Genomic DNA, 15745 nt, shown 5'->3' with positions numbered 1-15745 from the left:
GATGACGCGGCACCTTTGCTTTTGCAATAAAGAGAGAGAAGAATTATTTCACGGAATAGTTGGGAATCTGAGCAGGCTCTGGAGCGATGGGCTCACCCATCTCTGAGGCCTCAGCATTCTTGTCGTCAAGCTTAAAGAGCATGAAATCAGGCTCCTCAGCTGTGCAAAGCTCCCAGCCTAAGCCTTCACCCTCACCATTGCCGTTAGGATCACTATATTTGGCGAAATTAGTCCAGGCAGTCAGCATCTTCTCTGCCAGATCCCAGTCGCCCTGGGTCCAGGGACGCCAACAGTGCTTCAGACTCTTGAAGACATACCAGAGGTCGCTGCTGTGGAAGGCACCCTTCAGTCGGCTGGTAATCTCTGGATGCTTACCGTCGTCGGGCAACGGACGTGCAAACTCATAAGCCCAGGCCTTGCCACCCTTCTCCTGACGAACCTTACAGAACTCGGCGATGCCAGGCCCCATCGAGCCAAGATCGTTCAGCGTATAGCCAATCATATAGGGCACATCGGCAATCGACCCCTCACGGGCGGCCTCGTCAAAGCTCTTCAGTGATACATAACCGTCGACGATAGGACGCTCCATCACATAGAGGTCGCTCTTGTTGACCATGTTATAGATAGAACAAACGGTATAGAGAATCTCCGTAGAGGCAGCGCGTAGCTTCTGCAGGTCTGTCAGTCCAGCCCAGTCCATCACCTTCTTGGTCTCTGCCTCAGCTTCTTTCAGCGTGGGGTTGTAGGTAAAGAACTTGGCCATCGGCGTAGCAGGCTTGGCCATCTCATTGTCCTTTGTCTGAACGTTCAATCCACCACCGCTCATGATGACGGCCTTGTGGAACAGGCCTCGGGCCAGGGGCGACTCACAGATCGTACGCACACTACCTGCACCGGCACTCTGTCCGAAGATGGTCACATTGTCAGGATCACCGCCAAACTGGGCAATGTTGGCCTTGATCCACTTCAGCGACTGGATCTGGTCAAGGATGCCGTAGTTGCCGGAAACGCCATGGGGACTCTCTGCCGACAACTCGCCATAAGGCATGAATCCGAAGATGCCGAGGCGGTAGTTGATGGTGACGAGCACCACATCCTTCGAGGCCCATTCCTGTCCGTCGAACTCAGGTTCGGTGCCCCAGCCCTCACGATAGCCGCCGCCATGGATCCACAGGGCCACGGGTAGCTTCTTGTCCACCTGGCCAGGAGCCTTGGTGTAGACATTCAGATAAAGACAATCTTCACTGTAGGGAGCCTCGTCTCCATATCCCCACTCAGAAGTGTAGTAACCAGGATAGTGTACGGCCTGATAGCCAGGATGCCCAAAGCGGTCACAGATGCGGATGCTGTCCCAGGGCACCACAGGCTGTGGCTCTTTCCAACGCAGGTCGCCGATAGGCGCGGCGGCATAGGGAATACCTTTGTACACAAATACACCAGGGTTATCTGCAGCGATACCCTGAATCTGACCACCTTCAACGGTCAGTACGGGACATTGGGCACTCTCCTCTCCCGAAGTGCAGCCCAACATCAGTGCCAGTAGTGGCAGTAGCAAAAATAGCTTCTTCATAATGAATGTTAGTTGAAAAATAAGGTTGATTAGAGAATTAATTCTACATTGCAAAGATAATAAAAAAAAGCGATTATTCCTTTGCCATTTGTATCAGAGTTTATGTAGAATGTAACAATCGGTAAAATATTGTCGATGACGATTAAACCATTTCCTTTAGAATGAGTCTAATTAGAGAAATTTTTTGTATATTTGCACCATCATAAATCAATTATTCATAAACAACAACGCCGATGAAAAAATTATTGAGTTTTATTCTCATGGGTATGCCCTTGCTTGCAGGGGCCCAGAACCCGATTATCCGCGACCAGTTCGCGGCTGATCCCACTGCACGCGTATTTAATAATAAGGTGTACGTCTATCCGTCGCACGACATCTTCCCTCCCGAAGGGCAGCGACAGGACTGGTTCTGTATGGAAGACTATCACGTCTTCTCTTCTGAGAACCTGACGGATTGGACCGACCATGGTGTGATCGTCACCCAGAACAAAGTACCCTGGGTGCGTCCTGACTCCTATTCCATGTGGGCACCCGACTGTGTCTACAGGAATGGCAAGTACTATTTCTATTTCCCCTCAGCGCCAAAGGATGGTAGGGGCTTTGGTATCGGTGTGGCAGTGGCCGACAGTCCTGTGGGACCGTTCACCTGTGAGCCTGAACCTATTAAGGGCATTAACGGCATCGATCCTTGTGTGCTTCTGGCTTCCGACGGCAACGCCTATATCTTCTGGGGTGCTGGCCGATGCGCCAAGCTAAAGGACAATATGAAGGAGATCGCCGATGACACCCCGAAGGAAAAGGTGAAGTGGGGCGACCGTGAGTTTGAGATGTATGGCGTGAACTGCCTCAAAGGCCTGCCCAGCCGTCAGGCTGAGGGCCCGTTTGCATTCGAGTACAACGGCAACTACTATCTGACCTATCCTTATGTGAGAGAGAACACCGAGGTGCTTGGCTATGCCATGAGTAAGAACCCGATGGGGCCCTATGAGTACAAAGGTCTGATTATGGCCGAGCAGCCCAACGGTTGCTGGACCAACCACCACAGCATCATCAACTACAAGGGACAGTGGTATCTGTTCTATCATCATAATTATTTCTCTCCGAACGACGACAAGCGCCGTTCTGCCTGCATCGAGAAACTGTCTTTCAACCCCGATGGCACCATCCAGGAGGTGAAGCAGACGCTTCGTGGTGTGGGTATCAATCAGGCTACTGAGAAGATCGAGATCGACCGTTACAGTGAGGCCAGTGCCGATGTGACCACTCAGCTTATCGATACCGTCAATACCTTCCGTAGTTTTGAGGCCACCCTTCCCGTCAAGGGCAGCTGGCTCCGTTATAACGATATCGACTTCAGCTGTCTCACAGATGGTTACCTCGTGATCTCTGCCAAGGCTGCCGACAATACCACCTTCTTCATCCGTGAGAAGGCTGCCAATGGTAAGGTCCTCGCCAAGATCGAGATGACAGTGAAGCCCGAGACGCCTGCAGGCATGCCTGCCATGTTCCGTCGTGACTTCAGCAACCAGTGGCTCACGATGACGGCTCCCCTGGAGTTTGTTCCGAAGGGTGTCAGCGACCTGGTGATTACTTGTGAGGGCGATGCTGGTGTCTCTGTCGATTGGATCCAGTTTAAGAACCGTCCCAAGTACTTCTCACCTGCCACCTCTGCTGCTGCCCAGCCCGATGAAAACGGCTTTATCCGTCGTTGGCTGCTCCTGGAGCCCATCGATAAGCCCAATAGTGGCAATACCGTCTTCACCGACTCTTATCTGCGTGAGCACTTTGGAATGCAGTACTTCAAAGGTCAGCAGACCATCGTACCGAAGGATGGCCAGAAGGTGAAGGTGTCATTCCAGCGCGAAGAGGTTCCCGCCGGTTTCGGACGTGGTTTCGGCCAGCCCCAGGAGCCTGCAAAACCAAAGATAGTAAATGTTAATCAGACGCTTACCTGGCATGCCCTCGACAGTGAGAACTTCAATGTGAAGCTCTTCCGCTTTGCCGAGAAGTGGGGTCAGCAGGTCTATGGCGTGCTCTTCTGGGCCGTTGCCATCATCGACTGCGACGAGGATATAGAGAATGTCCGTCTGGCCGTAGGCTCTAACTCTGCCTCTATGTGGTGGCTCAACGGTGAGGAGGCTCTGCTGCTCTCTGGCGACCGCCGTATGGTGAAGGACGATGCCATGTCCAACCGCCTCACCCTTAAGAAAGGCCGTAACATCCTGCGTGGTGCCATCATCAATGGCCCTGGCATGAGCGACTTCTGCGTTCGCTTCCTCGACGAGAATGGAAATCCTGTTAAGAACTATTCAATCAAAGCACAATAAAATGAAAAGACTACATACAATTCTGGCGGCACTGGCCGTTGCCACAGCCGCAAACGCACAAATTGGCGCTCCTTATATCCACGACCCCTCGACGCTGGCCGAGTGTGAGGGTAAGTATTACACCTTCGGCACTGGTGGCGGTGGCCTGATCTCTGATGATGGCTGGAGCTGGCATAGTGGCGCTGACCGTCCCGGTGGTGGTGCAGCCCCCGACGTGCTGAAGATCGGCGACCGTTACCTCTGTATCTATGGTGCCACGGGTGGTGGACTCGGAGGTGGTCATGCAGGCCGCATCCTGACCATGTGGAACAAGACCCTTGACCCGAAGTCGCCCGACTTCAAGTGGAGCGAGGCTGTAGAGGTGTGCTACTCCGACGGTATGGAGGATCAGGACGCCATCGACCCTGGTCTGCTTCTGGATCCCACCACAGGCCGCCTGTGGGTGAGCTATGGCACCTATTTCGGTACCATCCGTCTCATCGAGCTCGACCCCAAGACGGGCTTCCGTGTAAAGGGCAACAAGGAGAAGGACATCGCCATCGACTGTGAGGCCTCCGACCTCATGTATCGTGATGGCTGGTACTATCTGCTGGGAACCCATGGCACCTGCTGTGATGGTGTGAACTCTACCTATAACATTGTTGTAGGCCGCTCCAAGAACATCGAAGGTCCTTATATCGATAATGTAGGCCGTGATATGTATCATGGTGGTGGTAAGATGGTCATTGCCGCTGAAGAGCGCGCTTGCGGAGCCGGACACTTCGGACGCTTCATCGTTGACGAGGGTGTTGAGGTGATGTCGTTCCACTGGGAGGCCGACTTCGAACTGAGTGGCCGTTCTACGCTCGCCGTCCGTCCACTGGTATGGAAGAACGGCTGGCCCGTAGCCGGCGACAACTTCAAGGGTGGCAACCTGGCCATCCTGAGTGAGCGTCGTGGTTATGCCCTTGAGCTCGCTGTCGACTTCGTCCGCATGCAGCAGGAGCGCCAGGGCTGGTTCAACCGCAACCAGATGGAGCAGCCTGTGAAGCCCATCGCCAACCAGACCTTAGACGAGGTCAAGGGTGCATGGCCCGAGGGTAATATCCCTGCCCGTATCGGTGACTTTATGTTCCGTCCTCATCAGCGTTGGACCATCACCCCAGTCAACGAGGCTGGTGGCTATCTGAGCAATCCGTATTTCAAGATTACCATCGAGGGTACCGACCGCGCTCTGGCTGCCACAGCTGACAAGGAGGTGACTACCGTTCCTGCCTATACCGGAGCCGACGAACAACTCTGGCGCATCGAGCAGCTGACTGACGGTACTTACCGCATCATGCCGAAGGCTATCCCAGGCATTGAGGGCACGAACACCACCTACTGTCTCTACTCAGCTGGTGACTCAACGCCTACATTGGCCAAGTACGACTTCTCGAGCGACAACTCCAAGTGGAACTTCCGCAACCACTAAGTGGGAGAGAGATATATAAAAAAGGTTAATTAATTAAAGGTGTACCGGCTTTTGGTACACCTTTATTGTATCTTTGCGCCATGCTAACAGAAAAGACAATGGAAAAACTGCGCATTCTCGCAGAATCGGCGAAGTACGATGTGTCGTGCTCGTCGAGCGGAACGGTGCGCAGAGGAAAGAAGGGCATGGTAGGCTCTACCGTTGGTGGGGTGGGCATCTGCCACTCCTTTGCTGATGACGGGCGATGCATCTCCTTGCTGAAGGTCATGCTGACCAACTACTGCATGTACGACTGCGCCTATTGCATCAACCGTCGTTCCAACGACATCAGGCGGGCTACGCTCTCCGTCAGTGAACTCGAGGAGATCACCATGGAGTTCTATCGCCGTAACTATATAGAAGGCCTGTTTCTCTCGAGTGGGGTGGTGCGCAATCCTGACTATACCATGGAGCGGCTCACGGCCATCGCCCGAGACCTGCGGCTTGTCCATCGTTTCAATGGCTATATCCACCTGAAGAGCATCCCTGGAGCCTCGCGCGAACTGCTCAACGAGGCAGGGCGCTATGCGGATCGTATGAGTGTGAACATCGAGATTCCGAAAGAAGAATCGCTGAAGCTGTTGGCTCCGGAGAAAAACCACCAGAGCGTGTTCCAACCCATGAAATTGATCCAGCAGGGTGTGCTTGAGAACAAAGAAGACAGAAGGCGCATGCGCCATGTGCCACGTTTCGTGCCTGCAGGTCAGTCTACCCAGATGATTGTAGGTGCCACGAAAGAGACTGATAAGGATATCCTCACCATGTCGTCGATGCTCTACGGACAGCCTACGATGCGACGTGTGTATTACTCGGGCTATGTGAGTGTCAATACTTACGACCCCCGTCTGCCCGTCCTTAAACAGCCCCCGTTGGTGCGCGAGAACCGCCTCTATCAGGCTGACTGGCTCTTGCGCTTCTATCATTTCACAGTCGATGAGATCGTCGACGACCTGCATGCCAACCTCGATCTGGAGGTAGACCCCAAGCTCGCCTGGGCTTTGCGCCATCCTGAGGCCTTCCCCGTGGATATCAACACGGCCGACTACGAACAGCTCTTACGGGTGCCTGGCCTTGGCACGAAGTCGGCATGGCTCATCGTCAACTCGCGTCGCTTCAACCGCCTCACATCCTACGACCTGAAGAAGATGGGGGTTGTGATGAAGAAAGCCAAGTACTTCATCACCTGCCACGAACTCACCTCTACCTACTCCACGCCCATTGTGGGTGTCAACGAACTGCGCCCAGAGCGTCTGCGCCCCTTGCTGATCTCCAAGACCCAGCAGAAACGCATTGCAGAGGAACAACAACTCAAACTTGATTTCGACGAAGAATGACAGTCTATACATTCGATGGTACGATGGATGGGCTTCTGACGGCAGTATTCGATGCCTATGCCCTGCACGAACAACCAGAACAGTTGCTCAAGTCTGGCGATGCCCTGCCCCTGTTCTGCGAGCATCTCTATCATGTGACCACCGATGAAGAAAAGGCCCGGAGGGTGTGGACGGGATTGGAAAAGCATCTGCCCCGTGAGGCGATGAAGCTGATCTCCGTCAGTTGGCTGTCTGAACTCCCGGAACTGCCTACGCCTCTGTTCCTGTATATCTATAAGGTGTTCCGCCAGGGTGATATCTCCCATAACTTCGCTGACGACGACGTACTGTCGGTAATCGACATCGCCCATAGTGTGCTGCATGAGCAGTTGCGCATGAAACAGTTTATCCGCTTTCAGAAGGCGAAGGACGGCACCTACCTCGCTGTGGTCTCCCCCGATCATAATGTGCTGCCCCTGATCACCGACCATTTCAGCGACCGTTTCAACGACCAGCCTTGGCTTATCTACGACGCCAAGCGCCACTATGGCTTTTATTATGACGGCAAGGCCGCTCCCATCCGCGTGACGTTTGAAGACGAGGCTGCCGTACCCTTTAACCTCAACAACGGCAAACTCAATGCAGAGGTGCTCAGCCATGACGACCAACTCTTCCAGGACCTCTGGCGCACCTACTTCAAGGCCATCTGCATCAAGGAGCGCATGAACCCCCGCAAGCAGCTGAAAGACATGCCCCGCCGTTACTGGAAATACATGACTGAGAAGAATGGGCGGTAAGGGTATTTGAGATTATACCCTTACCTTCACCCAATACATCGTACCTGCTTTGGTATGGTGGCTCTGGAACTTGTATTCCGGGCGGTTCAGATAACTGCCTATCTTCTGGAAAGAACCCGTATCCTCCTTATACCCCTTGAACTTGCTCTTCAGCAGGGCGGAGAGGTCCTTCAGACTCATCCACTGGCCTTCCTCGCTCTGAACGTCCGAGGCTGCCACGCGTGGTTTCTGCACCACAGCCATCAGCATCTCGCCGAGTCCGTTCAGTCGCTGATACTGCAGGTTGTGCTCCATCAGTGCTCGCTCCTCTTCCTTCGAAAGCCAGTAGCGCTCGCCCTGACGGATCTCATCCATCAGCTGGGCAAACAGCTGATCGTGCTGGACGGGCGTCTCGAAGTCGATGTCGCCATCGATGAACACACAGAGGAACCTGCGCGAACCAGAAGGATCGGTTAGGGGCGTCTGCTCGTTGGTGGTTCCGATGAACGAGGCATAACGACGATTCGTGGTGTAGGCCTTGCCGTAGGGCGGACGATACTTCAGATCTGCCGTCGACACCAGATACTTCAGCACGATCTGCTGGCGCTGGGTCACACGGTCGAACTCATCGAGGTTGATCAATCCAAACGAGCTCAACCCCAGGTTCAGGTCGTTCTCGTTCTTGAAGTTGATGCGGTCGTTGTAGTAATCCTGCAACTCACGAGGCAACAGGATGCGGCAGAACGAAGACTTGCCACAGCCCTGACGTCCTATAAGAAGAGGTACGAGCGCGTTGCCCGTCAGCTGACCCTTTCCCAACCACATCGCCACCATCGAGCGCATCCATATATGAAAGAGGTGTGTCCACTCCTTCCACTCCGTAGGAACCCTTTCTGCCAAGGGCGTCACCCGATCCTTCCCGTCCCATCGGGGCAGGTGGTCCAAGTAGTCGTTCACAGGGTCGTAACGCTCGATGTCGTCAGAGTTCACGTAGCGTCGGATGTCCTTATCCCAACAACGGATGCCCTGTTCCAGGGCCCTCATGGTGATGGAGTTGCGTGCCTCCTCTGTCAGGTCCTGAAACGAGAAGCCGATACCCGTCCTTGTGCGATACTCCGCCACACCCCGCATCACGTTCTTGCGCAGTTCGTAGTTGCTGTTCAGGAAGATGTTGATCTTCATCGTCAGCAGCGTCTCTGGCGGAATGGTCTTCGTGCGCTGGATGCCCTTCTTCTCCATGTGTCTCTCCACCAGCTCCTCGCGATAGGCATTCTCAAACACCTTCTTCACCAGATCCTCCTCGTCCCAGAACATCGACTTCATCAGCGTCTGACGCATGGCTGGAGCCATCGCCAACCCCGTCTCCATGCAATACTGTGCCAGGCGGGAGAGGATAGCATGGCGGCGCTCGTCCTTGTCTGCGATGCCCTCCGTATCGTCATACGCCTTCGAGAGGCTGAACTCGTAAACGGTGTGCATGCTCTTGTAGCGCTCGTAGCTCTCCGTCTGCTCCAGAGCCGAACGCTGGTGGGTGATCGATTCCGTCGCCTTCTCCGCCTTCGCATAGATGGGCGTCGCCATCGGGTTGTACACCAGTCCCGGGTCGGAGCTCATGTAACAGATGCGCTGAGTGGTGGGTTCGAGCTTTTCGACAGTCACCCCCAGCTGACCATTATAGATCAGTCTCGCCCGCTCGTACAGATTCTCATGGAAGAGGGCTATTTCCGCATCGCTCTCCGGGAGCCTGCTCCCGCCAGGAAACAACTCCCCCTGACACACGATCTTCACCGACTGCCCGTCAGCCCCCACAAACGCCATCAGCGTCTGAGGCATCTCGGCAGCCCCTTTCCTCACGGCATCAGCCTCATCGTGACTCGCCAGGTTGTTCACCTCCAGCAACACCAGTCCTGTGTATCCTCTGGTGATGCGCTCGCCATTGCGATGCTCCTGCTCCAGTGCAAAGCAGATGCGGGGCAGGTTCTTGGGCCAGTTCACGTAACCAGTGAGTGTTCCCTCATCGTTGCGATCAGCAAATGTCATCAGTGGGAAGACGCTGCGGAATTCGCTCACCTGCTCCTTAAACGCTCCGTTACGGATAAAATCTGCCACTTCCTGCAACTCCACGAGCCGCAGGGTTTCCTTGTTCCGATAATTCTTGATAAGTGTTGTTCTTGCTTTCATAATCTTAGTGGTTTGCAAATATGGTGCAAAGATACAAAATTTTAATCGAAAAACCAAATAAATCCTGCACAAATATTGAAAAATGTGCAAAAAATGTGCAAGCAATTCTCCGCCGCGAAGAATTGCTAAAAATTGCTTAAGCCGTCACCTCGCCACTTTTCCTTCTGACTATCAATATATTAAGTGGTGACGGCTTGCCTTTTGAGCCGTCACCCTGCCGTCACCTCAAACCGGTTATCCATCTAAAACTACTATCTCTATGCTTCCTTTAGATAGTCCTTTCCCTTAGTTCCCACGGTGGGAACAATTTGTTCCCACCGTGGGAACTAATCTATTCCCCCTATGGGAACAACCTGTTTACATAGGGGAAACAAGTTGTTTCCCTTATCTTAACTGCCAGTAAACAGCCCGATTTCTTCGGTGACGGCTGGGTGACGGCTCAAAAGCCAAGCCGTCACCACTTAAACGCCTAATACCCAACCACTTAACTACCATGGTGACGGCTTAAGCCATTTTTTATCTCTTACAAATTCAAAGAACGAGGCTTGCATCCCTGCAGGCCTCGTTCTCGTTCAAACACTAACTCTAATTAATCAAAATGGAAAAGAAAAACTACTAACTTAATAACTAAAACCAAAAGCAATATGAAAAAATTATCTGATGCAAAGGTACGGGTATTTTGGGCAGAATACAAATATTTTGGTGTTTTCTTGGTTCGTTTGTTGCGACAGGGTGAGTGATTTGCGACAAAGGGGCGGAATGGTGGAGTATTTTGTCGGAAGGGCTATAAAACGCCCTCTCAACCAAACGGAAAAAACAAGGACGCAGCGGGGTGGCTGCGTCCTTGAAGAGGAGGAGAGAGGGATGTCTTATAAGTTGACGGTGAGTTTCTTCAGGTCTTTGTCCTGAGAACTCGAGCCGTAGAGAATCTCGTATTGTCCGGGCTTGGTGCGCATGGTGTTGGTGGCAGCATCCCAGAACTCGAAGCTCTTCGGGGTGAGTGTCAGTTTGGCTGTTGCACTCTGGCCAGCCTTCACGTCAACGCGCTGGAAGGCGCGCAATGACTTCAGCGGTCCTTCCTTGTCAGACAAGTCGCGGATGTACACCTGTACGATCTCTGTGCCATTCTTCTGTCCCTTATTTGTGACGGGGATGTTCAGCGTAAAGTTTCCACCCTGTCCCTCGATGGCTGCCTCACCAATCTCATAGGTGGTGTAGCTCAGACCATAGCCGAAGGGGAACAAGGCATCGTTGAAGTAACGGTAGGTACGACCCTTCATCGAGTAGTCCTCGTAGTCGGGCAGCTGGCTATCGTCCTTATAGAAGGTTACCGACAGTTTTCCACCGGGGTTGTAGTCGCCAAAGAGCACATCAGCCACGGCTGTTCCACCCTCCTGACCAGGATACCAGGCCTGCAGGATGGCGTCGCAGCTCTCTGTCTCGGGCTGAAGGGCGATGGCAGAGCCGGAACAGTTCACGTAGATGACCTGCTTGCCTGCTGCCTTCAGAGCCTTCAGGAACTCACGCTGCACCTTTGGCAGTTCGATGCTGGTGCGGTCGCCGCCTTTGAAGCCTTCGATGTTTACAGGCATCTCCTCGCCCTCTAGGCTTGGGGCGATACCACCACAGAAGATCACCTTGTCGATGCCCTTCAGCTGGGCGATGGTCTCCTGATAGTCGATAGGCAGTTCACGGGCTACGTCGATCTTCATCGAGGCACCCCAGGTCTTCACAGTCTGGAAGCGCACCTCAATCTTGAACTGCTGTCCCTTTTCAGCCTTCAGTACTGTACGGGTGGGTGTGGCGCGCCATGTGTGCTGGAAGATTTTCCGCTCACCATTGATGTATACTTCGAAATGACCCGTGCTCTCCACGTTCACGACATATTCTCCAGCTTCCTTCGGAGCGAAAGTCGTCTCATACTTAGCCGAGAAATCCTCGATGGGCAGGTTGGGCGCAAAAACGTGCATACCGGCTGTGGTCACGTTGACGGGCTTCGTATAGTTCTCGGTGGTGAAGGGCTTGCCTTCCATCTTCGTGTTGTTCCAGAACGTTCCCTTCAATCCTTTCTTACCGTCGGGCGTCGTACATTCTGTGGCCAGATGGCACTCCATCACACGATCGTTGGTGAGGTCGCAACCTGGCAGATAGACCAGCTTCTTCTGTTTGGCCTTGATACCGTCGAGGATGGTCACTGTGTGGTTGGGTGTACCGTTATAGTTACCCCACATCATCGGCTCGTTGTTGGCATTCGGACCAATCACGGCAATCTTCTCCGCATTCTTCTTCAAGGGCAGGATATTACCTTTGTTCTGTAAGAGTACGATGGTCTGGCGGGCCATATCCAGGGCAATCTGTGCGGAGGCCTTCGTTGACATGGCAGAGTAGGGAATCTTCGACCACTCCACAAGTGAGGGATCGTCCATCTCACCCAGGTCGAAACGACCTTCCAACAGACGGATGACATGCTTATCGACCTCTGCCTCCGTAAGCAGACCTCTCCTGACGGCCTCGGGGATGGTCTTATAGGGATAGCTGAAGCCACACTCTACGTCGGTACCTGCCCAAACGGCTTTTGCCGTACCATGCACAGCATCCGATGATGACTTATGGTTCTCATAGAAGTCGCTCACGGCACCACAGTCGCTCACCACGAGGTACTGGAATCCCCACTCGTCGCGCAGGATCTGCTGGAGCAGACGGGTAGAACCGCAGCAGGGATCGTCGTCCAGACGCTGGTAGGCACACATCACCTCTCTCACCTTGGCATCCTGCACCAGAGTCTTGAAGGCAGGCATGTAGGTCTCCCAGAAGTCGCGCACGGGTACATTATTAAGATTGGCCGTGTGGCGTGTGTATTCCGGACCGCTGTGTACGGCATAGTGCTTGGCACAGGCCCAGAGCTTACGGTATTTCGACTCCTCAGGTCCCTGCAGGCCCTTTACCACCTGGACACCCATCACGCTCGTCAGGTAGGGATCCTCACCGTAGGTCTCCTGTCCACGTCCCCAACGGGGGTCACGGAAGATGTTTACATTCGGCGTCCACACGCTGAGGCTGCGCATCTTCATGTCTTCTCCCTTCAGGTCGTACATGCGGTGGTTGTACTGGGCACGGAACTCCGTGCTGGCCACGTCGAAGACCTTAAAGAGCAGATCGGGGTTGAACGATGCCGCCATACCCACAGGTTCGGGGAAGTTGGTCACATTGCCCATGTTTGCAGCTCCGTGCAGGGCCTCACTCCACCAGAAGAACTTCTTGATACCCAGTCGCGGTATGGCTGGACTCTCATCGAGCATCAGCATGGCTTTCTCTTCCAGCGTCAGTCGGCTACAGAGATCCTTGGCGCGCTCCTTGGCACTCAAGTCGGGGTTCTGGTACGGAAAAGTCTGTGCCGACACTGAAAGGCCGGCACAGAACATAAATACGGTTGATAATAAAGTTAGATAATGTCTTGCTCTGAATAGTTGTACTTGCATAAATATTTTCTGTATTGGGTTCTGGGTGCAAAGTTAATAAAAAAATGAGACATGGGCATTCGCTCATGTCTCACAAACTTTATCTGATGTAACATCGTGTAGAAAACTACTGTTTTTTCAGGCTATATGTCTGTCCTGGCACTGTCTCGATGTCATATTCATAGACTTTTTTCTGGGGCAGGAGTTGGAAGTTTTTCAATTCCTTCGACTTCAATGGCTCTTTAATCTGGGCAGGTGCTAACAGCGGGTTGGGGCAGTTGCCCTTCGCCTCTTTAAGACCATCGCCCGACAGGGGCACATATGAACGCAGGCGCAACGTACCGCCAATCTTCGATCGGATGGTTACTTCTTGCAGCTCACCCTCCTTCCACGTCATATCTACCGTGAAAGCACCGCGGGCTTGTAAACCCTTTACTTCTCCCTCTTGCCAGTCATCGGGCAGGGCAGGCAGGAGGTGTAGGGCTCCGTCGTGACTCTGCACAAGCATCTCGCAGACACCAGCCGAACAGCCAAAGTTACCGTCGATCTGGAAGGGCGGGTGCGCATCGAACAGGTTGGGATAGGTACCGCCCCGAGGTCCCCATTCCGTAGTGGCGGGTATCGGGTTCAGCAGATTCTTGAAAATCTGGAAGGCATGATTGCCGTCGAGCATGCGGGCCCAGAAGTTAATCTTCCAGCCGAGACTCCAGCCAGTGGCCATATCACCGCGCTGTTTCAGGGTGTTGGCAGCTGCCGTAAACAGTTCGGGATGGCTATAGGGCGATATCTGGTTCGAGGGGTAGAGACCGTAGAGATGGGAGATATGACGGTGCTCGTCTTTCGGATCGTCGGCATCGATGAGCCATTCCTGTAACTGGCCGTAACGGCCAATCTGCATGGGTGCCAGCTTTTGTATCGCTGATTGATATTTGGAGATGGAAGACTCGTCCTTGCCTAAGACCTTGGATGCAGCAATGACCTGGCTCAGCACGTCGAATACAATCTGGTTGTCCATCGTCGAACCTGCTGTCACGCAGGTGCCCTTACCTTCTGGACCATGCTCAGGCGATACCGTTGGCACCGTCATCAGCCAGCCTGCGGCATTCTTTAATTCTCCGTCTTTCGGGTATTCCTGCATATAGTCAATCAGGAAGTCGGCAGCGCCTTTCATCACCTCATAGTTGTCTGCCAGGAACTGCTTGTCTCCTGTGTAGAGGTAGTGTTGCCAGAGGTGGGTCGTCAACCATGCTCCGCCCGTGGGGAACATGCCCCAGTTAGTCCCGTCGATGGGTCCGGCAATGCGCCACAGGTCTGTATTGTGGTGGGCTACCCAACCTTTGCAGCCATACATCTCCTGAGCAGTGACGGCACCCGTCTTACTCAGGTCGCGAATCATGGAGAAGAACGGCTGCTGCGTCTCAGCGAGGTTACCCACCAAAGCAGGCCAGTAGTTCATCTCAGCATTGATGTTGATGGTGTATTTCGAGTCCCATGGCGCCTCCATCTTATTGTTCCACACACCCTGTAGATTGGCTGCCTGTCCTCCGGGTTGCGACGAGGAGATGAGCAGATAACGGCCATACTGCATCATGAGCGACACCATATCCATATCCTTTCCGTCGAAGGCTTTTAAACGCTGGTCGGTGGGAAGACTGGAGTTATCGGATTTCGGCAGGGTGAGACTTACCCGGTCGTACTGTTGTTTGTATTTCTCAAGATGCCGTTCCAACAGCTTCAGATAACTTGTCCGCTTGATATCTGCCAGTGTACGGATATTCTTTTGTGTGGGGTTGCCGTTGGTCTTCTGATAGTTCTCGAAGTTCGTGGCGATAGCGATATACAGCGTGGCCGTCGTGGCATTCATCACATTGATGAGGCTGTCGCCGTCAATAATGTCACCATCGGATGTCACCTCAATGCGGCACTCGGCATGCAGGCCGGCAGGGACACCTTCCTGTTCTACATTATTAATAATAGTAGCCAGCTGGTGATTCAGCACCGAGCGCTTCGCCTCCAACGGGCTGTTGAAGTTCACGTTAAACCTTAGCGCTCCCTTCTGGCTGGCCACGATGCGTACCACGATGGCATGGTCGGTCTGCGATGCAAAGGCCGTGCGCTGATAAGTCACGCCATTGGCTTCATACTTCGTGATGGCCAGTGCCGTGCTCAGGTCCAGTTGGCGTTTGTAGTTGCTCACCTCCCTCATACCCTGAAAGCCCAATTTCAGACTCCCCACAGGTAGGAACCGCATACCATGGGGCCCTTTGATGAAGTATTTCTCAATCAGGTCGTGGGCCTCTTTCTCCTTACCTTGGAAGATCAGTTGTCGAACCTCCTGGAGATGCTCTTTCGCCTCAGGACTGTTATTAGAATGAGGTGAACCGCTCCAGAAGGTCTCTTCGTTGAGCTGGATCTCCTCGGTGTCGATACCCCCATATACCATGGCACCTAACTGGGAGTTGCCTATGGGCAGGGCTTCAAGCCACTGTGTGGCGGGTTTGTCGTACCAGAGCTTGTGCTGCTGGGCGTTTACTATTAATGCGCAACATGCGCAGACGAGTGTTGTGGTGATTAACTTTTTCATTTATAGTCAATTTTATTTCCTCTGCAAAGTTACTAAATAATATC

The 15745-nt window shown here is 53.4% G+C and carries 8 protein-coding genes and 1 pseudogene; 5 read left to right on the top strand and 4 right to left on the bottom strand.

The features are described from left to right. Nucleotides 1–43 precede the first annotated feature (43 nt). Nucleotides 44–1570: a carboxylesterase/lipase family protein gene (locus BMY16_RS05745; RefSeq protein ID WP_091840809.1), complete on the bottom strand. Its 1527-nt coding sequence runs from the start codon at nucleotides 1568–1570 to the stop codon at nucleotides 44–46. Between the two features lie 233 nt (nucleotides 1571–1803). Here BMY16_RS05745 and BMY16_RS15975 point away from each other — a divergent pair. The 5 genes and pseudogenes from BMY16_RS15975 to BMY16_RS05720 form a co-directional block, all read left to right on the top strand. Then, nucleotides 1804–2820 (top strand): annotated as a pseudogene (locus BMY16_RS15975) (family 43 glycosylhydrolase); the annotation flags it as partial. Nucleotides 2821–3195: 375 nt separating this feature from the next. After that, complete coding sequence (locus tag BMY16_RS15970; protein WP_411267770.1) at nucleotides 3196–3897, top strand: acetylxylan esterase; 702 nt, start codon at nucleotides 3196–3198, stop codon at nucleotides 3895–3897. Between the two features lies 1 nt (nucleotide 3898). Further along, entirely contained in the window at nucleotides 3899–5350 is a 1452-nt protein-coding gene (locus BMY16_RS05730; RefSeq protein ID WP_091840807.1) for a family 43 glycosylhydrolase, read from the top strand. A gap of 98 nt (nucleotides 5351–5448) precedes the next feature. Then, nucleotides 5449–6723, top strand: coding sequence for a putative DNA modification/repair radical SAM protein (locus BMY16_RS05725; protein ID WP_411267766.1), 1275 nt, complete (start codon nucleotides 5449–5451; stop codon nucleotides 6721–6723). Beyond that, complete coding sequence (locus tag BMY16_RS05720) at nucleotides 6720–7499, top strand: TIGR03915 family putative DNA repair protein (RefSeq protein WP_091840803.1); 780 nt, start codon at nucleotides 6720–6722, stop codon at nucleotides 7497–7499. Before BMY16_RS05725 ends, BMY16_RS05720 begins: the two co-directional genes overlap by 4 nt. A 12-nt stretch (nucleotides 7500–7511) precedes the next feature. On the opposite strand, the gene BMY16_RS05715 is transcribed toward BMY16_RS05720, so the two are convergent. From BMY16_RS05715 to BMY16_RS05705, 3 genes are all read right to left on the bottom strand, one after another. Then, the gene (locus BMY16_RS05715; RefSeq protein WP_091840802.1) at nucleotides 7512–9659 is read right to left on the bottom strand and encodes a VapE domain-containing protein; all 2148 of its coding nucleotides are present in this window, start codon (nucleotides 9657–9659) and stop codon (nucleotides 7512–7514) included. A gap of 869 nt (nucleotides 9660–10528) precedes the next feature. Then, entirely contained in the window at nucleotides 10529–13081 is a 2553-nt protein-coding gene (gene xyl3A, locus BMY16_RS05710) for a xylan 1,4-beta-xylosidase (RefSeq protein WP_091840800.1), read from the bottom strand. Between the two features lie 163 nt (nucleotides 13082–13244). Then, entirely contained in the window at nucleotides 13245–15701 is a 2457-nt protein-coding gene (locus tag BMY16_RS05705; protein ID WP_091840799.1) for a glycosyl hydrolase family 95 catalytic domain-containing protein, read from the bottom strand. Between the last annotated feature and the right edge of the window lie 44 nt (nucleotides 15702–15745).

This window comes from Prevotella sp. ne3005, assembly GCF_900110085.1.
GTDB lineage: Bacteria > Bacteroidota > Bacteroidia > Bacteroidales > Bacteroidaceae > Prevotella.
The sequence above is the reverse complement of the archived record's forward strand: the minus strand, read 5'-3'. Positions and strand labels throughout refer to the sequence as shown.